The organism is Neorhizobium galegae (genome assembly GCF_021391675.1).
Lineage (GTDB): Bacteria > Pseudomonadota > Alphaproteobacteria > Rhizobiales > Rhizobiaceae > Neorhizobium > Neorhizobium galegae_B.
On record NZ_CP090095.1, the window covers coordinates 3,601,395 to 3,622,674 of the forward strand.

Consider the following 21,280-nt stretch of genomic DNA (forward strand, 5'->3'; position numbering starts at 1 on the left):
TCCGCCGGCCAGACTAGCTCTCTAACTGTCGCTCTTCGACGGCCCGGTTTCTGCCATTTGGCGCAGAAGCCGGGCCGTTTCGTCATTGGCGGGGAAGAAGGATTCGACCGCCAGCTCCGACAGTGTCACGTCGACCGGGGTGCCGAAGACGGTCGTGGTCGAGATGAACGACAGCAGCCCCGCCTCCGTCCGCAATTCCATCGGCACGGCGATACCCGCATAATCGTGTTTCGGTGCCGATTTCGACGCCCCGTCCGGCACCGGATAGCCGGAAAGCTCTTCCAGCAATGCCTGGAGAACGCGATCGCCGGACGCCGAGATCTGCTGGCGCAGCCGTTCGAGCAGGTGACTACGCCATTCCGCCAGATTGGCGATGTAAGGCGCGAGGCCCTGCGGATGCAGGCTGAGCCGCAGGACATTGACCGGCCCCTCGATCAACGACCGGTCGGCGACATCGGCAAGCAGCGGCGCCACCGCGGCATTTGCAGCCATCAGCGTCCAGTGCCGGTCGACGGCGAGCGCCGGGAAAGGCTCATGGCCTTTCAGCACCATGTCGATCGCCCGCCGCGCCGGCTGAAGTGCCGGATCGTCGAGCTTGCGCTCGGCAAAGACCGGCGCAAAACCGGCGGCGAGCAGCATCGGATTGCGCTCGCGAAGCGGCACGTCAAGCCGCTCCGCCAGATGCAGGAGCATGTCCCGGCTCGGGGCCGCCCGTCCGCTTTCGATGAAGCTCAGATGACGCTGCGAGATATCGGCCTCGAGCGCCAGGTCGAGTTGGCTCATGCGCCGGCGGCGGCGCCATTCGCGCAGAAAATCACCGAGGGGGCGGGCGGGTGCGAGAGTCGTCATGCGGCAGCCGGGACCTGGTCGAGAAAACCGCAGACCGACTTCAACCGGCCGTTTTCCAGGACGGCGAAATCCGTGCCCTTGATCAGCGCCTCGCCGCCTTCCGGGCCGAGGCCCCAGGAAAAGCGCAGATTGTCGTCGTAACCGTCGGGAGTGCCGATCAGCGTGAAGCGGAAACCCGGAAACCGCACCTGGACGCCTTCGACCAGGCGATCGACGCCCTCATGGCCTTCGCCGCGCATCAGCGGATCGACGTAAAGCCCGTCTTCCGCCCAGGTTTCGGCGATCATCGTCTTGCGGCGAACGGCATCCGTTTCGTTCCAGATGGCGAGATAACGTTCGGCTTTGGTGTTCGCATCGGTCATGTCTTTTCTCCTTGAGATCGCCCTGCTCGTGGCAGGCAGGGCGAACATGCCGGAGCGGCTGCATCGTCTCAATTACGCGGCAGGTAATAACTATCGCGCCGAAAGCGCAAGTCTCGCGCCGAGCACCACGAAGGCGCCGGCGAAGATACGTCGCATCCAGGCAAGGATATTCGGCCGCGAGATCACGTGGCTGCGCACCGAGGCGGCAAACAGGCCGTAGAGGACGAAGACACCGAAGGTCATCAGCATGAAGACGAGGCTGAGTTCAGCCATGCGCAGAACGGGTGCTGCCTCGTCCCGACCGACAAACTGCGGCAGGAAGGCGAAGAAGAAGATCGACAGTTTCGGGTTGAGCGCATTGGCAAGGATTGCCGACACGATGACTTGGCCAACGGATTTCGGCGTCCGGTCCGTCGCGACGGTCAGCGCGCCCTTTTCCTTCAACACCTGCCAGGCCATGAACAGCAGATAGGCGACGCCGAGATATTTGATGATTTCGAAGGCCAGGGCGCTGGCATGCAGCAGCGCTGCGAGGCCCGAGATTGCCGCGATCATGTGCGGCAGGGTGCCGAGCGTGCAGCCGAAGGCGGCGACAACGCTCGCCCGCGCGCCACGCGACAGGCCGGCGGCGAGCGTGATCAGCACGCCGGTGCCCGGCGACGCGACGACGATGAGGGAAGTGATCAGGAATTCCGGGCTCATGGGTGATCCTTTCAAGAGGTTTTCCCATGGCTACCGAAGAACCCCACACCGATCTTGAACGAAATTGCAGGCCGGCGATTGCTTGGAGGGGCCCAGGAACCTATCGTCGCGCCATCTCATTGCGGACCGGATCTCATGACCTCTTCTCCCAAAGACCTCGACATCGGCTATGACCTGCCGGCCTCCGTCGGCGACACGATCGACGACATCCAGACGCCGGCGCTGATCATCGATCTCGACGCCTTCGAGCGGAATGTCGGTCGGATGAAAGCCTATGCAAAGGCAATGGGTGTGCGGCTGCGTCCGCATGCCAAAACCCACAAGTCGGCAGATATCGCGCTTTACCAGATGGCAAACGGCGGGGCCGTCGGCATCTGCTGCCAGAAAGTATCCGAGGCGGAAGCACTGGTGCGCGGTGGCGTGACCGACGTGCTCGTCGCCAACGAGGTCGCCGATCCGAAGAAGATCGATAGGCTGGCGCGGCTCGCAAAGAGCGCCCATGTCACCGTCTGCATCGACGATCCGGCAGTCGTTGCAACGCTTTCGGAAGCGGCTATCCGGCATGGCGTGACGCTCGACGTACTGGTGGAGATCGATTGCGGAGCCCACCGCTGTGGCGTTCTGCCCGGCGCACCGGCCGTCGAACTCGCAAAAACGGTCGCCGCCGCGCCGAACCTCGCCTTCGTCGGTATCCAGGCCTATCACGGCAGCGCCCAGCATATCTACGATCCGGCCGAGCGCCGCGCCGCCATCGACAAGGCGATCGGCATGGCGCGGGAAACGGCCGAGCTGCTGCGCGACGCGGGGCTGGAACCGAAGATCATCACCGGCGCGGGGACCGGCACCCACAATCTCGAAGGCGCGTCCGGCCTCTACAACGAAATCCAGCCGGGCTCCTACATCTTCATGGATGCCGATTATGCCCGCGTCCGCGCGACGGAGGGTAACGGCACGGTCGGCAGCTTCGAGCATGCGCTGTTCGTACTGACCTCGATCATGAGCAAGCCGGCCTCCGGCCGCGCCGTCTGCGATGCGGGGCTGAAGGCCCATTCAATCGACAGCGGCCTGCCGACCGTCTTCGAACGACCCGACCTCAAATTCGTCAGCGCATCGGACGAACACGGCAAGATCGAGGACCCGCAGGATACGCTGAAGCTCAACGACCGACTGCTCCTCGTTCCGGGCCATTGCGACCCGACATGCAATCTCTACGACTGGTATGTCTGTGTGCGGAACGGCCGCGTCGAGGCGCTCTGGCCGGTCACCGCCCGAGGCAAGCTCTACTAGAACCGGTGGATGCGCAGGCCCAGCACCTTTTCCGAGATGATCACCACCGCCATCGTCAGCACGATCGAGCAGGTCGAGACGGCCGCCGCTTCCGGCGTGAAATTGGTGCGCAGATAATCGAACAGCTGGATCGGCAGCGTCGACATGCCGACACCCTTCAGCATGAAGGAAATGGTGAAGACGTCGAACGAGATGATGAAGGCGAACAGGCAGCCGCCGATGACGCCAGGCTTGATCAGCGGCAGCATGATCCGCCGGAAGCGGGTGAACCGCCCTGCCCCGAGGCTCTGCGCCGCAAGGCTCCAGGCCGGATCATAGCTTTCCATCGAGGCCGACACGTTGATGAACACGAAGGGCAGCGTGATCAGCACATGGCCGACGATCATGCCGACCAGGTTCTGCGTGCCGAGGCCGACCGAATAGACGAAGAACAGCAGCGAGATTGCGGTCAGCACTTCCGGCAGCAGCAGCGGCGCCAGCATGGCGACCCGTACCGTTTCCTTGAGCTTGCCGGCGTGCGTCACGTAGAACATCGCCGCCATCGTGCCGATGATGCCGGAGATCACAGTGGTCAGTGCCGCGATCCACAGCGAGGTGCGGATCGCCCGCATGAACACCTCGTTGTTGAAGAAAACGAGGTACCAGCGGAAGGAGAGCCCCTGCGGCGGGAAGGTGAGGAAAGCGCCGGCATTGAACGAGGCAATCACCACGACCGCGATCGGCGCCAACAGGAAAGCGTAGATGATCAGGCAATAGACGGTGAAGAACGGTTTCGACATGTCTCTATGCCTTCCATTTCATGACGGTCAGCCGCCCGAAGAAAACGACGAAGATCGCACCCGTCACCGACAGCATCAACGCCAGCGCCGAACCGAACGGCCACTGGAACGTATCGATCAGCGCATCCACCACCGTCACCGCCATGGTCTTGACGCGCAAGCCGCCGATCAGCGACGGCGTCACATAGGCGCTGAGCGACAGGACGAAGACGAGGATGCAGCCGGCCTGGATGCCCGGCAGCGACAGCGGCAGGGTGATGCGCCGGAAGGAGGTGATCTTCGACGCCCCGAGCGAACGGGCAGCCGCTTCGAGCGACGGATCTATGCCCTGGATGGCGCTCATGATCGGCAGGATCATGAAAGGCAGGAAGACATGCACCAGCGCGATGATGATGCCGAGCGCATTGTACATCAGCGGCAGCGGCCCATCGATCAGGCCCCAGCCGGTCAGCGTGCGGTTGATGATGCCATTATTGCCGAGCAGGATCGTCCAGCCATAACTGCGGATGACGATGCCGACGAGAAGCGGCGACAGCACCAGCGCGTAGCCGACAGCACGAAAAGCCGAGGCTCCGCGCGCCAGCTGCCAGGCGACCGGATAACCGAGGATCAGGCAGAGGAAGGTCGTCAGAAAGCCGATCCACAGCGTGTTGATCACCTGTTGGACATAGAAGAAATCCGAGAAGAATTTTCCGTAATTGCCAAGCGTGAAGCCCGGCCCATAGGGCGTTCCCTGCCCCGGCATACGGAAGCTCATGACGACGATATTGAGATAGGGCAGCACGAGGAAGACGCCGAGCAGGATCGCGGCGGGTGCGATCAGCAGCAGCGGTCCGAGTCGTTTCTTGGACGGAACATTCATGCGGCGCTTCCGAGCGGCCAGAAGCGATCGGCCGGCGCATGCACGAGCACCTGCTCGCCATCGGCAAACCGCGTGCGCGGGAACGTCTGCACGTTGACGACGGCGCCGGTCGCAAGCTCCAGCCGGTAATCGACAAGACTGCCGGAATAATAGCTCGACAGAACCTTGGCCGGCGCCCCTGTGGAACCTGAGTTGATCGGCAGCAACTCGACCGCTTCCGGACGCAGAGCCAGCATCAGCTCGGCACCATCGGCAAAATCTCCGCTGACCGGCACATCGCCGAAGGCCGTCGAAACGACGCGATTGCCGACCTTGCCGCGGATGATGTTCACCTGTCCGACGAACTCGGCGACCTCCAGATTGGCCGGCCGCTCGTAAATGTCGGAGGGCGTGCCGATCTGGGCGATGCGGCCGCCGAACATCACCACGACCCGGTCGGACATGGTCATTGCCTCGGCCTGGTCGTGGGTGACGTAGACTGTGGTAATGCCGACCCGGCGCTGCAGGTCGCGGATGAAGACACGCATCTCCTCGCGCAGCTTGGCGTCGAGATTGGCGAGAGGTTCGTCGAGCAGCAGAATTTTTGGCTCGATGACCAAAGCGCGGGCAAGCGCCACGCGCTGCTGCTGGCCGCCGGAAAGCTGGCGCGGATAACGCTCCGAATAGCCCGTGAGCTGCACCATATCCAGCACCTTGGCGATGCGGGTGCGGATCTCGTCCTTTGGAAGCTTCCGCATCTCAAGCCCGAAAGCGAGGTTCTTTTCGACCGTCATATGCGGAAAGAGCGCATAGTTCTGGAAGACCATGCCGATATCGCGCTCTTCGACCGGCACATGCACGACGTCTCGCCCGTCGAAGCGGATCGCGCCCGCGGTCGCATCCTCGAAACCGGCGATCATCTTCAGCGTCGTCGTCTTGCCGCAACCGGACGGCCCGAGCAGCGAGATGAACTCGCCCTCGGCTATCCTGATCGAAATGCTGTTGACCGCAGGACCCTGCCCGTAGTCCTTGGTCAGCTTTTCGATGCTAACCTCTGTCATGAAATTCCACTTTCCAATTGAAGTGCCTGACCCGAAAAAAGCCGATCATGATCTGCTTTTGAAGGCAGACCATGATCGCAGCGGGGGAAATCACTTGATGGTCTTCGCCCAGCGTTCGGCGAGCTCGCCCTGCTTTTCGTTGACGAAGTTCCAGTCCCAGGTGAGGATCTTGTCCATGTCGGCACCGGAAACCGGCACGTCGACCTTGAGATCCGCTGGCACGATCACCTTGGAATTGGTCGGCGAGATGAAGAACTCCTTCATCATCATCCCTTGTACTTCCGGCGACAGCAGGAAGTTGGCGTACTGGTAGGCCAGCTCTTTTTCCGGCGCGTTGGCGAGGATGTTGATGGTCTGATCGAACATGAACATCCCTTCCTCCGGGATGATACAGTCGACCGGCAGGCCCTGGCGGCGCAGGCGAGCGATCTCGCCGAAGTCGAAGGGTGCGACGACGATCTCGCCGGAGGCAAGGCCGGTCGACATGTTGAAATCCACCTGGATCACCGAGCCCAGCTTTTGAAGCGCTGCAAAACCGGCATCGACGTCGTACTGGTCCTTGCCGAAGATCTTCGAGAACAGCAGCAGTTCCATCTTGCCGGCGCTGTTGGCGAAGTTGTAGAGGCCGATCTTGCCCTTGAACTCCGGATTGTTCCAGAGGTCCTTCCAGGACTTCGGCTTGGTCTTCACCAGGTCCGTGCGGTAGCCGATGCCGATCGGCGAAACGGCGCCGATCGCGCCCCAGCCGTCGGTCTTCTTGGCGAGCGGATAGAGGTCGGCGTAGTTCGGCAGCTTGGTGAGGTCGAGCTTCTCGAAGAAACCTTCCTTGCGCAGGCCCGAAGCGAAGACCTCGTTGGTCATCACCATCGAATAGGGAGGCTTGGCGGCCCCCGCCGCCCGCAGGTTGGCGCCCCAGACACGGCCGTTGCCGACGTCGAGCGTCACGGCGACGCCGGTCTGTTTGGTGAAGGCGGGACCGACGGTCGAACGCCAGTACTGTTCCCACACCCCGCCGAGCGTCGGCACGACCAGCGTCTTGGCTTGAGCCCGCGCCGGAAGGCCGAAAAGGCCGGCCGCAGCGAATGCACCCATTCCGGCAAGCGTTTGCCGCCTTGTCAAATCCATCATGTTCAGTTCCCCTTGTTACGGTCTTACGAGACCTTGCTGTGCCGGCGGTTCTCCGCTTCTGCGCACGAAATTGGTCGATGATCAGCCTTTGGAAAAAGCCTGCTTCGTCTTCAGGTCGATGTATTCGCCATAGGTGATCGGCTCATATTTGGCACCACCCTTTACGAACGGCTCCAGGCACTCGATCACCGTATCCTTGGACGGATTGAGGAAGAACGGGATCGACTGACGACGCGCCGTGCCCTTAAAACCGGTTGGTGGATTGGCAACGCGGTGCGGCGTCGAGACCCATTCGTCATTCGTCCAGCGCATGAAGGCGTCGGCGATGTTGATCACATAAGCCCCTTCGATCGACGGCGCATCCAGCCAGTCGCCGTTGCGGTTGCGCACCTGCAGCCCACCGGCGGATGCCTCCGAGCGCAGGATGGTCATGAAGCCGTAATCGGTGTGGACGCCGGCGCGCATCTGGCCCGGCAGCGGCGATTCGTCCTGTTCCGGATAATTGATGACGCGCAGCGCCGAGAGATGGTTTTCGAAGGAAGGTTCGAAATAAGACTGATCGAGCCCGATCGCCTGGCAGAAGATGCGGCGCATATGCTTGGCAAGGATTTCCATTTCCTTGAAATAGTCGCGGAACGCCCGCTCCAGCCCGTCCGGCCGGTCCGGCCAGGTGTCGCCGGGAAGGTTCTGGCCGAAGTTCAGGCTTTCCTTGTAGTCGCCGGGCGTCTTGATGCCGAGGGTGGCGGCAAGCGCCTCTTCGGCGATCGGCGAAAACGCGACGCCGCCCGGAACGCCGGTGCCGCGGCCCTGGGTCTTCTTCCAATCCTGCGGGTAATCGAAGAAGGCGCGGGCGAGATTGTAGAGCCTCGACGTCGCCTCCGGCGAAACGCCGTGGCCGGTGACGAGAAAAAAACCGGTGTCGCGGCAGGCCGTCTCGATGGCTTTGACGACGGCGGCAGCGCCGGCTTCGTTGCGGATGAAGGAGCCCACGTCGATGACGGGGATGCTGGGAACGGCACCATTGGATGACACAGGATTGGCGCTCGAAACGGGCATGACCTTCCTCCAATTTACATCTGACAAACAGATGTTGACAAAAACATCTGTTGTTGTCCATAACAAAATTAACGAAGTTGCAACGTGGTTCTCTCGCCTCAAGGACGATCGACTGAACATGGATGACCTTGCGCCACAGGAAGCGGCCGTCCTGGCAATCATCAAGGACAACCCGTTCGCGGGCCAGCAGGAGATCGCCACCATGCTCGGGCTGGCGCGCTCCACGGTCGCCGCCCACATCGTGCAGCTCATGCAGAAAGGTTACATCCTCGGCCGCGGCTACGTAATGCCGGCCGAGACCCGCGCCGTCTGCATCGGCGGCGCCGTGCTCGACCGCAAATACCGCGCCAAGCAGGAATTCGTCTTCGAAACCTCCAATCCGGTCGATGGCGTGCGCAGCCTCGGCGGCGTTGCCCGCAACGTCGCGGAAAACCTCGCACTTCTCGGCACCACCACCAGTTTCGTCTCGATCGTCGGTGATGACGAAGGCGGCCGCGCCGTGGTGAAGCACATGCGCGACCGCGGCATCGATGTCAGCCAGATCATCACCACCACCGAGCGCCCGACGGCGGAATATGCCGCCATCCTCGACACCAAGGGCGACCTCGTGCTCGGCATTGCCGACATGAGCATTTTCGACCTGCTGCTGCCGAGCCATATCGAGCGCATCTGGCCGCATCTCGCCGCCGCAAGCTGGGTGTTTTCCGACTGCAACCTGCCGGCCGAAACGCTTTCCGCGTTGATCGCCAAACGCCAGGGCGCCCGTTTCAAGCTGGCGATCGACGCGGTCTCGACACCCAAGGCGGCTCGTCTGCCAAGGGATCTCACCGGCATCGACCTGCTGTTCATGAATATCGACGAGGCCAATGCGGTCCTCGGACGCAAGGCGCATGAAACGATCGACGACGCCAAAGAAGCGGCGCTTGCCCTGCAGGCCGCCGGCGCCCGCGAGGCGGTCGTCACCATGGGTCCGCGCGGCATCGCGGTTGCCGGCACCGAAGGCGCCCGCACCTTCCCGGCCGTGCATGCCCGGCCGATCGACATCACCGGCGCCGGAGATGCTATGATCGCCGGCACGCTGCACCGGATCCTGCACGGCGAAGACACCTACACTGCGGCCCGCACCGGCGCGCTGCTCGGCACGCTGACCACCGAAAGCACGGCGAGCGTCCATACGGAATTGTCCGAACGCTTCCTGGAAGCCAATATGCACCGACTGGCTGGCTAATTTCCGGCCGCTCGAAACGATCTAAGGAATACCGAAATGGCCCTTATCAAACCGAAGCTGAGCCGCGAAGTGGCCGAAACGATCGCAGCCGGCGGCCCGGTCGTGGCGCTGGAATCGACCATCATTACCCACGGCATGCCCTACCCTGCGAACCTCGAAACGGCCCTTGGTGTCGAAGCGGTGATCCGCGAGAACGGCGCGATCCCGGCAACCATCGCCGTCGTCAACGGCGAGCTGCGCGTTGGCCTCGAACACAGCGAACTGGAAGAACTGGCCCGGGCCAAGGGTGTGGTAAAAGCCTCCGGCCGCGACCTTGCCGTCGCCATGGTCCGCGGCCAGTCGGCCGGCACCACCGTATCCGCCACCATGCTGATGGCCGATCTCGCCGGCATCGACATTTTCGCCACTGGCGGCGTCGGCGGCGTGCATCGCGGCGCCGAACAGACATTCGATATTTCCGCCGACCTGACCGAACTCGGCCGCACCAGGACCGCCGTCGTCTGCGCCGGCGTCAAGTCGATCCTCGATATCGCCAAGACGCTGGAATATCTCGAAACCCAGCGCGTGCCGGTGATCGCTTACGGCACCGACGACTTCCCGGCCTTCTTCACCCGTAAAAGCGGCTTCAAGGCCGACCACAGGCTCGATACGCCGGAAGAGATCGCCAAGGCGATGTATCTGCACCACCAGCTCGGCACCGGCACCGGTCTGATGATCGCCAACCCTATCCCGGAGGCAGCAGCCCTCACCCCTGATTTCATCGACGGCACGATATCCGACGCGGTGCGGGAGGCGGAGGAACGCGGCATCGGCCGCAAGGAGCTGACGCCCTTCCTGCTCGCCCGCATCAACGAACTGTCCAAGGGCGAAAGCCTGAAGGCCAATATCGAGCTGGTGAGGAACAATGCGCGGCTCGCCGCGAAGATGGCCGTCGCCTACGCGGCACTCAAGAAAGCCGGCAAATAGTTCAAAAATAAGGGGAACTGCCATGAGCTACGAGACGATCCTGTACGAGAAGGATGCCACCGACAAGTTCGCGACGATCACCATCAATCGCCCCGACAAGATGAATGCGATGAACAAGACGGTGATCCGCGAGATCGACGCGGCGGTTGCCGCGGCCGTCGCCGATCCGGACGTCAATGCGCTCGTCATCACCGGCACCGGGCGCGCCTTCTCCTCCGGCTACGACCTCCAGGGCGGCGATTTCGACGTCGACATCGATTTCTGGCGCGAGGACATGTCGGAAAATGCCGAGGCGCTGCTCAACATCTGGCGCGCCCCGATCCCGGTCATTGCGTCGGTCAACGGTTACGCTCTTGCCGGCGCGCTCGAACTGATGATGTGTTGCGATCTCGCAATCGCCGCCGACAACGCCAAGTTCGGCGAACCGGAAGTGCGCCACAATTCCGGCCCGCCGGCGCTGATGATGCCCTGGCTGCTCGCCACCCGCGACGTGCGCTGGCTGATGTTCACCGGCGACATGGTGGATGCCGAAGAAGCGCTGCGCATGCACCTGATCAACAAGGTGGTGCCGGCCGACCAGCTCAAGGAAAAGACCGAAAACCTCGCCCGCAAGCTGGCCCGCATGCCGGTGCCGGCACTGAGATACACGAAGGCCTCGATCAACAACCAGCAGATGGTTGCCGGGCTGATGCCGTCGTTCCAGTACAATATCGAGGCGATTGCCGCCCTCCATGTCACCCGGCAGGGCCGCGAGTGGATGGCAAACCTCGCCAAGATGTCGCTGAAGGAATATCTCGCCTTCCGTGACGATCCCTTCAAGGGCCTCGACTGAGGCCCCGGCCATGACGGCCAACACGCCTAAGGCGATGCAGGCTCTCATGGCGCCGCGCTCCGTTGCAGTCGTCGGCGCCACCGAGCGCGCCGACGCCTCCTCCAGCTACGTGATGAAGAACCTGATGCGCTTCGGCTATCAGGGACAGATCATTCCGGTGCATCCGAAGGCCGCGACGATCTTCGGGCTTCCCGCCTCGCCCTCCCTCTCCGCACTCGATACACCTGCGGATGTGGCCGTCATCGGCATTGCCGCCGACAAGGTGATCGCGGCCCTTGAAGAGGCCGGCAGCACCGGCGTCAAGGCGGCGGTCGTGCTGGCCTCCGGTTTCGCGGAACTTGACGAGGCCGGCCGTGAACGCCAGCGGCAACTGGTCGAGATCGCCGAGCGCTACGGGATGGCGATCTGCGGCCCGAACTGCCTCGGCCTCTTCAACCTGAGCTCCGGCGCCGCACTCTATTCCTCCAGCCTCTCGACCAATCTCCAGAAGGGCCGCTTCGCGATCCTCTCCCATTCCGGCGCCAGCGCCATCGCGCTCGGCAATACCGGCCGGTTCGGCCTCAGCCATATCGTCTCCTCCGGCAACAGCGCCGCAACCGACATTCCGAACTACCTCGATTTCCTCGCGACGGATGACGATACCAGCGCCGTCGGCATCGTCATCGAGGCCATCCGCGAACCGGAAAAACTGGCGGCCGCGATGGAGAGGATGCACGCCACCAACAAGCCGGTGATCGCCCTTCGCGCCGGCCGCTCGACCCGCGGCGCCCAGGCGACCGCCGCTCATACCGGTTCGCTCGCCGGCAGCAACGACGCCTACCGCGCCTTCTTCCGCCGGGTCGGCATCATCGAGGTGCCCGATATGGACGGCTTCATGGAGACGGCGACGCTCTGCCTGACGCTGAAAGACAGGCCCACCAAACCGGGCGTCGCGATCGTCGGCGTCTCCGGCGGCGGCGTGGCGCATGTTTCCGATATCGCCGATGAGGTCGGCCTTTCCCTGCCCGACCTGCAGCCCGAAACGGTGGTTCGGGTAAAGACGCTGCTGCCGCCCTTCGCCACTCCCCAGAACCCGCTCGATACGACGGGCGTCGTCTTCGCCGACGGCAAGATCTATCGCGACGTCCTGCACGCTCTCGCGGACGATCCGTCGATCGGCCTGATCGTCGCAACGCAGGATGCACCCGCCGGTCTGGACGATTTCTGCGCCTCCGAATATCTCGGCATTGCCGAAGCCGTGTCCGAATATGCCGAAACCGGCAAGGTGCCGGTCGTGTTCATGAGCAACCTCTCCTCCGGCCATCATCCGGCTGTCGAGGCGAAGCTTTCGAACGTGCCGGTGCTGCGCGGTACGAAAAGCGCGCTGACAGCCGTCCAAAGCTTGATCACTCGGAGCAGGGTCGTTTCCTGGCCCGACAAGGTGGCGGCGACAAAGAAGAACTTCCCCGCGGAGGCTTTGACTGAGCGCGAGGCCAAACAACTGCTCGCCGCGGAAGGACTCCCGGTCCCCAGGGAACAACTCGTCACCAGCGCCGACGCGGCCGCCGAAGCTGCAAAGCAGCTCGGCTTCCCGGTGGTGATGAAGATCGAGTCGCCCGATATCCCGCACAAGACCGAGGCCGGCGGCGTAAAGCTCGGCATCGCGTCGGAAGCGGAAGCCCGCGCCGCCTTCGACGCCATCATCGCAAGCGCCCGCGCCTACGCCCCGAATGCGGATCTGCGCGGCGTCTCGGTACAGGAAATGGTGACGGGCGGCATCGAGGCACTGGTCGGTCTTATCCGTCACGAACCCTTCGGTTTCGGGCTCGTCGTCGGCATCGGCGGCGTGCTGGTGGAGCTGGTGAAGGACACCGCCTTCGACCTCCTGCCGATCGACCTTGCCCGCGCCGACGCGATGATCGGGGAAACGAAACTGGCATCGCTGCTGGAAGGCTATCGCGGTGCGCCAAAGGCTGATCGCCAGGCGCTCGCCGAGCTTCTGGTCCAGGTATCGGACTTTGCCGCCCGGTATGGCGACGATATAGAGGCGATCGATCTGAACCCGGTTGCAGTCCTGCCGGAAGGCAGGGGCGTGCGCATCCTCGATGCGCTGATCATTCCGCGGAAGCGGGATTGATCAAACGAGCCGCAGCTTCGGGTTAGCCTCAACCTCCGCGCGGCCGAACCATGACAGCCGTTCGGTCAGCAGCGCATAAAAGCCGTCGGCATCGACGTCGCGCATGAACGTCGCGTTCTTCGGCCGGCCGGACACACCCCACCAGTCGGCGACCGTCATGCCCTTGGTGAGTTCGGACTCCGTTTCGATCTCCACATTGCAGAGCCGGCCGGAATAAAGCTCCGGCTTCAGCAGATAGGCGATCACGTTCGGATCGTGCAGCGGCCCGCCGTCGCTGCCGTATTTGGCCACGTCGAAGCGCTCGAAATAATCGAGCCAGCCGACCACCGCGTCGGAGAGCGGCGTACCGATCGCCTGGACTGCTGCGACGCGGGCGCGGGTCGTCAGCGTCTTGTGGGTGACGTCGAGCGGCATCATCACGATCGGCACACCGGAGCCGAACACGACGGCTGCCGCCTGCGGATCGACATAGATGTTGAATTCCGCGGCCGGCGTGATGTTGCCGCCCTCGAACAACCCGCCGCCCATCAGCACGATCTGTTTGATGTGGCCGGCGATCTCCGGCGCCCGGGTCAAAGCCTTGCCGAGGTCGGTGAGCGGGCCGAGCGTGCAGACGGTCACGGTGCCTTCCGGTTCGCTCAAGAGCGTTTCGATGATGAAATCGACACCATGCTGTTCCTGAAGCGGCATGGTCGGCTCGGGAAGATCGGCGCCGTCGAGGCCGGTCGCGCCGTGGACATGTTCGGCGGTGACGAGCGGCCCGGTCATCGGCTGGCTGCAGCCGGCGAATACCTTGATGTCCGGACGGCCGGCGAGTTCGCAGACCTTGCGGATGTTCTTCGTCGTCAGTGACAGCGGCACGTTGCCTGCGGCGGCGACGATCCCCAGAACCTCGATTTCCGGGCTGGCGAGCGCCAGCAGGATGGCCAGCGCGTCGTCCTGGCCGGGGTCGGTATCGATGATGATCTTCTCTGCCATGCTGGTCACTCTCGGATACGGGAACGGTTACGCGACATGGGTGAGCGGCTCCCTCGCCCGCCATTTCGCAAGGAGATCGGCTTTGCGCTTCTCGAAGCGCTCGACGGATGCGAGCTTCACATGGCCGAAGCCGCGAACCATGTCCGGCAGGCCGGCGAGCTCGACGGCGAGCGCATGATTGCCGATATCGAGCCCGGCCGAAAGCTCGGTCACGAGATCGAAATAGTCCGCGATCAGCTGCCGCTCCATCCGTCGCTCGGCCGTGCGGCCGAAAGGATCAAAGGACGTGCCGCGCAGGAATTTCAACTTTTCGAGCACCGCGAAGGCGGGTCGGATCCATGCGCCAAAGGCGATCTTGGCGGGATGGCCGGTGCGCCGGTCGATCTTGGCGATCATCGGCGGCGCCAGGTGATGCCTGATCCTGAAATCGCCTTCGAACTGCTCGGCGAGTTTCTTCTCAAAGCTCCGGTCCCGATGCAGCCGGGCGACCTCGTATTCGTCCTTGTAGGCCATCAGCTTGAAAGCGTTTTTCGCCACCGCCTCGGCAAAACCGGTCATGCCTCGCAGCTGCGCCTCGGCCGATTTCGCGATATCCAGCAAACCCTTGTAGCGCCCGGCATAGGCGGCATTCTGGTAATCGGTCAGGAAAGTGACCCGCTTGGCAACCATCTCCTCCAGCGTCTCGGCCTTCGGCTCCGACTTTGTGAGGCCAGCCTCACGGGCGACGGCTTCCGGATCGACGGCGGCACGGCGGCCCCACCCAAAGGCGGCGCGATTCATAGCGATGCCGGTGCCATTGAGCTCGATCGCCTTGTCGAGGGCGGTGAGGCTGATCGGCACCAGCCCGCGCTGCCAGGCATGGCCGAGCAGGAACATGTTCGCAGCAATCGCGTCACCCAGCAGCGCGGTTGCTATGTCGGTTGCGGGAACCGTCTCGACGGCCTCGTCACCGGCAGCACGACGCAGCGATTTCAGCGTGGCTTCCTGCCGGAAATCGATCGTCGTATCCTTCACGAAGGAAGCGGTCGGTGCAAAATGGTCGTCGATGACGGCGCGCGTCTTGTTCTTCGCAAACGAGGCGAGCGAATTCTTCTGCGCGGCGACGACGATATCGAAACCGAGCACGAGGTCGCTCTCGCCGGGGCCGATCCGCACCGCATTGATCTGCGCCGGGTCCTTCGCCAGCCGGATATGTGACACGACCGAACCGTTCTTCTGGGCAAGCCCGGTCTGGTCGAGCGTCAGCAGGACCAGTCCGTCGAGCAAAGCCGCCTGGGCGAGGATAGCGCTGACGGTGATGACGCCGGTACCGCCGATGCCGGCGAGCAGCATGCTGTAGGGGGTCTCGAAGGTCGCGGTGAACACGGGCAGCGGCAGATCGTCGGTCTTCACCGATCTCGACTTCGCCGCCGGCTTGCGGATGCTCCCGCCCTCGACGGTGACGAAGCTCGGACAGAAGCCCTTGATGCAGGACAGATCGGTATTGCAGCTCGACTGGTTGATGCGCCGCTTGCGGCCGAATTCGGTTTCCTGCGGCTCGATCGAAATGCAATTGGAGACGGCGGAACAGTCGCCGCAGCCTTCGCAGACCAGCTCGTTGATGAAGGCACGTTTGTCCGAGACCGGATAGGCGCCGCGCTTGCGCCGGCGGCGCTTTTCGGCGGCACAGACCTGATCATAGACCAGCACCGTCACGCCGGGGATGTCGCGCAGCTCGCGCTGCACCGCGTCGAGTTCGTCGCGGTGGTGGATGGACACTTCGCGCGGCAGATTGCCCTGCCAGACCTCCGGCCGCTCGGCGACCACCACGACGCGCGCCGCACCTTCGGCCAGCATCTGCCCGACAATGCCAGGCACGGTAACGTCGCCATCATGTTTCTGGCCACCGGTCATGGCGACGGCGTCGTTATAGAGGATCTTGTAGGTGGCGTTGACCCTCGCCGCGATCCCGGCACGGATGGCGAGCAGGCCCGAATGGAAATAGGTCCCGTCGCCCATGTTGACGAAGATATGCTTCTCGTCGGTGAAGGGCGACAGGCCGATCCAGGCACCGCCCTCGCCGCCCATCTGGGTGAAGGTCGAGGTGTTGCGGTCCTCGTTGCCGATGATCATCATGTGGCAGCCAATGCCGGTGGAGGCACGGCTTCCCGCCGGCAGGCGGGTCGAGACGCTGTGCGGACAGCCCGAGCAGAAATAGGCCTCGCGTTTCAGCGCGGTCGCCTCCACCCCAAGAGCAAGCGTCATCTCTTCGACGAAACGCGCTCTCGCCTGCAGCGCCTCGTCGAGTGTACCGAGCCGCGAGAGAATGGCCTTGGCGACCGAGAGCGTATTGATCTCGCCGATCGCCTGCAGCAGCGTTGAACCACTCTCGCCCACCTTACCGAACACGCGCGGACGCCGCTCAGTGGGCAGGTTGAAAAGCTGCGCCTTGATCTGGTCTTCGAGGATCGAGCGTTTTTCCTCGACCACGAGCAGTTCGTCGATACGGGAAGCGAATTCCGCGATCCCCTGCGGCTCAAGCGGCCAGACCATCCCGACCTTGTAGAGCGCGATGCCGAGTTCGGCGGCACGGGCTTCGTTGATGCCGAGCAGCGCCAGGGCGCCTAAAAGATCGAGCCAGGATTTGCCGGTCGAGACGATGCCGAGACGAGCGCGGCCCGTGGTTCCCCAGATCGCGCGGTCGAGACCGTTGGCGCGGGCAAAGGCCTGCACGGCGAGCATCTTGCGCTCGAGCCGCAGTTCCATCGCATGCGGCCCGTCCGGCCAGCGCAACGACAGGCCGTCGGGCGCGAAAGTCTCGTCGGGGAAAACGATCTGCGGCTTGTCCGGATCGAGATCGACCGTCGCCGAACATTCGACGATCTCGGTCTGGCATTTGAAGCCGATCCAGGCGCCGGAATAGCGGCTCATCGCAAAACCGAGCAGGCCGTATTCGATATATTCGCCGACGCCGGCAGGCGACAGCAGCGGCACCATGGCTGAGATCAGGTTGTGCTCGCTCTGGTGCGGCAGGGTGGAGGATACCGCGCCGTGATCGTCGCCGACCAGCAGCAGCACGCCTCCGTTGGGATTGGTGCCGATCGCATTGGCATGGCGGATCACGTCCATGCTGCGGTCTACGCCCGGCCCCTTGCCGTACCACATGCCGAACACGCCGTCGTAACGCACGCCCTGGAACATGCCGGTCTGCTGCGTGCCCCACACGGCTGTCGCCGCCATGTCCTCGTTGAGTCCCGGATGGAATTTTACATGGCTCGCATCGAGAAATTTCTTCGCACGTCCCATCTCCCGGTCGAAACCGGCAAGCGGCGAACCGCGGTAGCCGGAAACATAACCGGCAGTATTCAAGCCTCGCGCCTGATCCCGCTGGCGCTGGATCATCGGCAGGCGCACCAGCGCCTGTGTGCCCGACACCAGGATACGGCCTTTTTCCAGCGTATAACGGTCGTCGAGGCTGACCTTGCTATCCGAGAGGTTCGTATCCGGTGCGATATGGATCGACATCTACGCGCGCTCCACCTGCTGCACGGACACCGGCGCCTCGAAGACCCGGCCGCGATTGAGAATATAATTCGGATCGAATGCGGATTTCAGCCGGCGCATGGTGGCGATCTCGGCCCCGCTGCGGGCATATTTCAGATACTTCACCTTGTCGGTCCCGATGCCGTGCTCGGCGGAAACACCACCGCCGACCGCCTCGATGCCCGCAAAGATCGCCTCGGCGACCTTTTTCTCGTGATGGCTGAACATGCAGTAATGCAGGTTGCCGTCGCCCAGATGGCCAAAAATATAGCTCCGCGCCTCCGGATCGATCTCGTCGATGGCGAGTGCGGCCTTGTCGAGGAATTCCTGCATGCGGGAAAGCGACACGGAAATATCGAAACCGATCATCACCCCGGTACCGAACAGATAATCGTTGATGCCGTCGCGAATGCCCCAGAGCCCGTTGAACTCGCGCAGCGAATTGGAGAGCACCACGTCGGTGGCGAGCCCGTCTTCCAATGCGGCGGCAAGCGCCGCTTCGAAACGCTCGTTGTCCTGATCCGGCGCCTGGCCCTGGATCTCGACCATGGCATACATGCCGGCCCCTTTTTCGACCGGCGGGCGGATGCCCATGTAGTCGACCGTGCCTTCATAAACGTTTGGAAAGATCGCCTCGAAGGCGGAAAGCAGGCCGGAGAGTTCCACGCGCAGCCTTGCCAGAAGATCTTGCGCCGCTTTCAGCGACGGCAGCGCCACGAAGGCGTTACGCTCGATCCGCGGCTTCGGATGCAGTTTGAGGCAGGCGCGGGTCACGACCCCGATCGTGCCTTCGGTGCCGATGAACAGCGGATTGAGGTCGTAACCGGAATTGTCCTTCGGCAGCCCCTTGAGGGAGGAAAGCATGGTCCCGTCCGCCAGCACCGCTTCCAGACCCATGACCTGCGCCCGGTACATGCCGTAACGCAGAACCCGGATGCCGCCGGCATTGGCGCCGATATTACCGCCGACCGTCGCCGTGCCGCGCGCACCGATATCGACGCCGAAGAACAGGCCCGCATCGCTCGCCGCCTCCTGCACGACCTGCAGCGGCGTGCCAGCTTGGACGATCATCGTCTGGGCCGCAATGTCGATCGACTCGATGCCGTTCATCCGTTCGAGCGAGATGGAGACCTCCCCCTCGACCGGCCGGGAGGAGCCGGAAAGCCCGGTGCGTCCGCCCTGCACGACAATCGGCTGGCGCAGTTCATTGGCGGCGGAAAGAATGGCGGAAACGTCTTCGGTATTGCGCGGACGTAGAACGGCTGCGGGCCGGGCGCCGCGAGCGGTGGCATCCGCAGCGTACCCATCCGAAATCGCATCGCCGGTGAGGATCGCAGCGGCGTCCAGCCGGTTTTCGAGGTGGGAGAGAAGGCGGTTCGCGCGCTCAGAGGACAAGGACGCCCTCCCGCGAATATCCTGCCTTAAGGCCCTGCACTCCGGCTTCACCGAATGCGATTGCGCCCATCCTCTTGTCCCCTTGTTTCTTGGGGGCGAGGTTATTCCCATTCCCCTATTTGTCAAACCTATATTTAAAAAGCAGTAGCCTTTTTGCCCCTCCCGTGGCATCACTATGGCAGGAACCATGGGAAGGGTGACATGATCCTCAAATACGACGAGGTCGTCCGCACGGGCATCGCCAGGCAGGTATCGGACAATATCCGTTCCGCGATCATGGACGGCCGGCTGAAGATCGACGAGCGCCTGCCAACCGAGGAAGAACTTGCCAAGAGCTTCGGCATTTCCCGCCCGACGGTGCGCGAGGCCCTGAAGCGCCTCGCCGCCCAGAACCTTATTCACTCCAAACGGGGCCCGACCGGCGGCAATTTCGTCAAGCGGCCGGACCCGGAAGGCCTGTCCAAGGCGATTACCGGCGCCGCCACCCTGCTGGTCGGCATCGGCGCCTTCGATATCGAAGAGATCATCACCGCCAGGCTGGAGACGGAGGCCGTCTGCTGCCGGCTGGCCGCCGCAAATCGCAGCGAAACCGATCTCGTTGCGATGGAGGCGGAGATCGCGGTGCAGCTCGACGAAGCTGTCAGCGACGAGGATTTCTGCGCTTCGGACGTGCGTTTCCACAGAGCGCTGGTGGAATCGACCGGCAACGGCCCGTTGAAGCTGATGATGTACACCGTCATCGAGGCTTTCATTCCGATCACCAACATGATCGTCTTCCGGGTGCGCGAACGCCGCCACGTCGCCTCGCTGCACCAGGAAATCGTCGATGCGGTACGCAGCCGCGAGGATGCAAAGGCCGCCGATGCGCTGGCCCGCCTGCTCGCCTATGTGCGCGAAAGTTATTCCGCCGTGCTCGATGCGCGCGCCAGGCGCGATACCACCGTGCAGGCCTCCGCCTAAATTCAATCACACCAGACTATCGGGAGAGAGACATGACTGAGACCTTCACCGCCATGGTGATCGATGCCGTCGACGGCAAGCCGAAGGGCGCCTTCAGAGAAATCTCGATCGCCGATCTTCCCGACAATGACGTGCTGGTCGAGATCGCCTATTCGACATTGAACTACAAGGACGGGCTGGCGATATCCGGCAAGGGCCGCATCGCGCGGCGCATGCCGATGATCGGCGGCATCGACCTATCCGGCACCGTGGTCGAATCCCGCTCGCCGGAATGGAAGGCCGGCGACAAGGTTGTGTTGAACGGCTGGGGTCTTTCCGAGACTGAATGGGGCGCCTTTGGCCGCTACCAGCGCGTCAAGCCGGAATGGCTGATCCGCCTGCCCGACGCCTTCTCGATGGAACAGGCGATGGCAATCGGCACCGCAGGATATACCGCAGCGCTCTGCGTCGATGCGCTGGAAAAATGGGGGGCGATCAAGCCGGGTGAAGGCGAAGTGCTGGTCACGGGTGCCGCCGGCGGCGTCGGCTCGGTTGCAATCGCCCTTCTCGCGGCCCGCGGCTACAATGTCACCGCCTCCACGGGACGGCCGGAAACCCACGACTACCTCGCCTCGCTCGGCGCCACCAATTTCATCGACCGCGCCGTGCTTGCCGAAAAGGGCGGCCCGCTGCAGAAGGAGCGCTGGACCGGCGGCGTCGACAGCGTCGGCTCGACGACCCTCGTCAACGCGCTCTCCCAGACCATGCGCGGCTGCGCCATCGCCGCCTGCGGCCTCGCCGGCGGTGCCGACCTTCCCGGCACCGTGCTGCCGCATATCCTGCGCGCCGTGACGCTGATCGGCGTCGACAGCGTCATCGCCACCCGCGAACAGCGGCTGTCGGCATGGGCGCGGCTCGCTCGCGATCTCGATCCCGCCAAGCTTTCGGAGATCACCACGACGGAACCGATGTCCAGCCTGCCGCAGCTTGCCGAGGATATCATCGCCGGCAAGATCCGCGGCCGGGTGGTGATCGATGTGACGAAGTAGAAAAAGGTATTCTGCTCAGCGCTCAAGCCATCAGCCGCTGAGCACGACTGCCCCCTCTACCCCAAACACTTCCCTGGCGTGTGCCGCACACGCTGCCTCATGGACGATTGCGCGCCGCTCGTCGAGCAGAGGCGGCTTTCCATTCGCGGCCCAGAGGCGGTAGAGATATCTACGGCAGAAAATTGCGTGG

The 21,280-nt window shown here is 63.3% G+C and carries 18 protein-coding genes; 7 read left to right on the plus strand and 11 right to left on the minus strand.

The window, feature by feature from the left end; translation table 11 throughout:
* Positions 1-21: 21 nt before the first annotated feature.
* The 3 genes from LZK81_RS17895 to LZK81_RS17905 all read right to left on the minus strand — a co-directional run bounded on the left by LZK81_RS17895 (position 22) and on the right by LZK81_RS17905 (position 1,913).
* A complete protein-coding gene (locus LZK81_RS17895) occupies positions 22-849 on the minus strand; it encodes a helix-turn-helix domain-containing protein (protein WP_233954109.1) in 828 nt (275 codons plus the stop codon).
* Positions 846-1,211, minus strand: a complete 366-nt coding sequence (locus tag LZK81_RS17900; RefSeq protein ID WP_046604339.1) for a nuclear transport factor 2 family protein — start codon at positions 1,209-1,211, stop codon at positions 846-848. Before LZK81_RS17900 ends, LZK81_RS17895 begins: the two co-directional genes overlap by 4 nt.
* A gap of 90 nt (positions 1,212-1,301) precedes the next feature.
* Positions 1,302-1,913, minus strand: coding sequence for a LysE family translocator (locus LZK81_RS17905; protein WP_046608266.1), 612 nt, complete (start codon positions 1,911-1,913; stop codon positions 1,302-1,304).
* Positions 1,914-2,048: 135 nt separating this feature from the next.
* Between LZK81_RS17905 and LZK81_RS17910 the strand changes: the two genes are divergently transcribed.
* Positions 2,049-3,200: a DSD1 family PLP-dependent enzyme gene (locus LZK81_RS17910; RefSeq protein WP_233954110.1), complete on the plus strand. Its 1,152-nt coding sequence runs from the start codon at positions 2,049-2,051 to the stop codon at positions 3,198-3,200.
* Here the strand turns inward: LZK81_RS17910 and LZK81_RS17915 are convergent.
* From LZK81_RS17915 to LZK81_RS17935, 5 genes are all read right to left on the minus strand, one after another.
* Positions 3,197-3,979, minus strand: a complete 783-nt coding sequence (locus tag LZK81_RS17915) for an ABC transporter permease (RefSeq protein WP_046604336.1) — start codon at positions 3,977-3,979, stop codon at positions 3,197-3,199. The genes LZK81_RS17910 and LZK81_RS17915 overlap by 4 nt on opposite strands.
* A gap of 4 nt (positions 3,980-3,983) precedes the next feature.
* Complete coding sequence (locus LZK81_RS17920) at positions 3,984-4,841, minus strand: ABC transporter permease (RefSeq protein ID WP_233954111.1); 858 nt, start codon at positions 4,839-4,841, stop codon at positions 3,984-3,986.
* Positions 4,838-5,881, minus strand: a complete 1,044-nt coding sequence (locus LZK81_RS17925) for an ABC transporter ATP-binding protein (RefSeq protein ID WP_233954112.1) — start codon at positions 5,879-5,881, stop codon at positions 4,838-4,840. Before LZK81_RS17925 ends, LZK81_RS17920 begins: the two co-directional genes overlap by 4 nt.
* Before the next feature lie 90 nt (positions 5,882-5,971).
* Entirely contained in the window at positions 5,972-7,009 is a 1,038-nt protein-coding gene (locus LZK81_RS17930; protein WP_046604333.1) for an ABC transporter substrate-binding protein, read from the minus strand.
* Positions 7,010-7,090: 81 nt separating this feature from the next.
* On the minus strand, positions 7,091-8,065 hold the full coding sequence (locus LZK81_RS17935) for an isopenicillin N synthase family dioxygenase (protein WP_233954113.1): 975 nt from the start codon (positions 8,063-8,065) through the stop codon (positions 7,091-7,093).
* Between the two features lie 118 nt (positions 8,066-8,183).
* Between LZK81_RS17935 and LZK81_RS17940 the strand changes: the two genes are divergently transcribed.
* From LZK81_RS17940 to LZK81_RS17955, 4 genes are read left to right on the plus strand one after another with little or no spacing between them, the layout of a single operon-like run.
* Positions 8,184-9,293, plus strand: coding sequence for a carbohydrate kinase (locus LZK81_RS17940; protein ID WP_233954114.1), 1,110 nt, complete (start codon positions 8,184-8,186; stop codon positions 9,291-9,293).
* A 36-nt stretch (positions 9,294-9,329) separates the two neighbouring features.
* Positions 9,330-10,259, plus strand: coding sequence for a pseudouridine-5'-phosphate glycosidase (locus LZK81_RS17945; RefSeq protein WP_233954115.1), 930 nt, complete (start codon positions 9,330-9,332; stop codon positions 10,257-10,259).
* A gap of 22 nt (positions 10,260-10,281) precedes the next feature.
* On the plus strand, positions 10,282-11,091 hold the full coding sequence (locus LZK81_RS17950) for an enoyl-CoA hydratase/isomerase family protein (protein ID WP_233954116.1): 810 nt from the start codon (positions 10,282-10,284) through the stop codon (positions 11,089-11,091).
* A 10-nt stretch (positions 11,092-11,101) separates the two neighbouring features.
* On the plus strand, positions 11,102-13,207 hold the full coding sequence (locus LZK81_RS17955) for an acetate--CoA ligase family protein (protein WP_233954117.1): 2,106 nt from the start codon (positions 11,102-11,104) through the stop codon (positions 13,205-13,207).
* Here the strand turns inward: LZK81_RS17955 and LZK81_RS17960 are convergent, their stop codons facing one another.
* From LZK81_RS17960 to LZK81_RS17970, 3 genes are read right to left on the minus strand one after another with little or no spacing between them, the layout of a single operon-like run.
* A complete protein-coding gene (locus LZK81_RS17960; protein ID WP_233954118.1) occupies positions 13,208-14,185 on the minus strand; it encodes a nucleoside hydrolase in 978 nt (325 codons plus the stop codon).
* Between the two features lie 27 nt (positions 14,186-14,212).
* Positions 14,213-17,689, minus strand: a complete 3,477-nt coding sequence (locus LZK81_RS17965) for an indolepyruvate ferredoxin oxidoreductase family protein (protein ID WP_233954119.1) — start codon at positions 17,687-17,689, stop codon at positions 14,213-14,215.
* A complete protein-coding gene (locus LZK81_RS17970) occupies positions 17,690-19,102 on the minus strand; it encodes an FAD-binding oxidoreductase (protein WP_233954120.1) in 1,413 nt (470 codons plus the stop codon).
* Positions 19,103-19,303: 201 nt separating this feature from the next.
* On the opposite strand from LZK81_RS17970, the gene LZK81_RS17975 reads away from it, so the two are divergent.
* Together LZK81_RS17975 and LZK81_RS17980 are read left to right on the plus strand one after the other, a co-directional pair.
* Entirely contained in the window at positions 19,304-20,062 is a 759-nt protein-coding gene (locus tag LZK81_RS17975; RefSeq protein WP_233954121.1) for a FadR/GntR family transcriptional regulator, read from the plus strand.
* A gap of 32 nt (positions 20,063-20,094) precedes the next feature.
* Complete coding sequence (locus LZK81_RS17980; protein WP_305037965.1) at positions 20,095-21,090, plus strand: MDR family oxidoreductase; 996 nt, start codon at positions 20,095-20,097, stop codon at positions 21,088-21,090.
* Positions 21,091-21,280 lie beyond the last annotated feature (190 nt).

What these genes read in the sequence shown, in the direction of transcription:
- LZK81_RS17905 (WP_046608266.1), bottom strand. Translation starts at nt 1,913, where the DNA reads ATGAGCCCGGAATTCCTGATCACTTCCCTCATCGTCGTCGCGTCGCCG.
- LZK81_RS17960 (WP_233954118.1), bottom strand. Translation starts at nt 14,185, where the DNA reads ATGGCAGAGAAGATCATCATCGATACCGACCCCGGCCAGGACGACGCG.
- LZK81_RS17910 (WP_233954110.1), top strand. Translation starts at nt 2,049, where the DNA reads ATGACCTCTTCTCCCAAAGACCTCGACATCGGCTATGACCTGCCGGCC.
- LZK81_RS17900 (WP_046604339.1), bottom strand. Translation starts at nt 1,211, where the DNA reads ATGACCGATGCGAACACCAAAGCCGAACGTTATCTCGCCATCTGGAAC.
- LZK81_RS17950 (WP_233954116.1), top strand. Translation starts at nt 10,282, where the DNA reads ATGAGCTACGAGACGATCCTGTACGAGAAGGATGCCACCGACAAGTTC.
- LZK81_RS17920 (WP_233954111.1), bottom strand. Translation starts at nt 4,841, where the DNA reads ATGAATGTTCCGTCCAAGAAACGACTCGGACCGCTGCTGCTGATCGCA.
- LZK81_RS17940 (WP_233954114.1), top strand. Translation starts at nt 8,184, where the DNA reads ATGGATGACCTTGCGCCACAGGAAGCGGCCGTCCTGGCAATCATCAAG.
- LZK81_RS17975 (WP_233954121.1), top strand. Translation starts at nt 19,304, where the DNA reads ATGATCCTCAAATACGACGAGGTCGTCCGCACGGGCATCGCCAGGCAG.
- LZK81_RS17955 (WP_233954117.1), top strand. Translation starts at nt 11,102, where the DNA reads ATGACGGCCAACACGCCTAAGGCGATGCAGGCTCTCATGGCGCCGCGC.
- LZK81_RS17930 (WP_046604333.1), bottom strand. Translation starts at nt 7,009, where the DNA reads ATGATGGATTTGACAAGGCGGCAAACGCTTGCCGGAATGGGTGCATTC.
- LZK81_RS17935 (WP_233954113.1), bottom strand. Translation starts at nt 8,065, where the DNA reads ATGCCCGTTTCGAGCGCCAATCCTGTGTCATCCAATGGTGCCGTTCCC.
- LZK81_RS17965 (WP_233954119.1), bottom strand. Translation starts at nt 17,689, where the DNA reads ATGTCGATCCATATCGCACCGGATACGAACCTCTCGGATAGCAAGGTC.
- LZK81_RS17980 (WP_305037965.1), top strand. Translation starts at nt 20,095, where the DNA reads ATGACTGAGACCTTCACCGCCATGGTGATCGATGCCGTCGACGGCAAG.
- LZK81_RS17945 (WP_233954115.1), top strand. Translation starts at nt 9,330, where the DNA reads ATGGCCCTTATCAAACCGAAGCTGAGCCGCGAAGTGGCCGAAACGATC.
- LZK81_RS17895 (WP_233954109.1), bottom strand. Translation starts at nt 849, where the DNA reads ATGACGACTCTCGCACCCGCCCGCCCCCTCGGTGATTTTCTGCGCGAA.
- LZK81_RS17925 (WP_233954112.1), bottom strand. Translation starts at nt 5,881, where the DNA reads ATGACAGAGGTTAGCATCGAAAAGCTGACCAAGGACTACGGGCAGGGT.
- LZK81_RS17915 (WP_046604336.1), bottom strand. Translation starts at nt 3,979, where the DNA reads ATGTCGAAACCGTTCTTCACCGTCTATTGCCTGATCATCTACGCTTTC.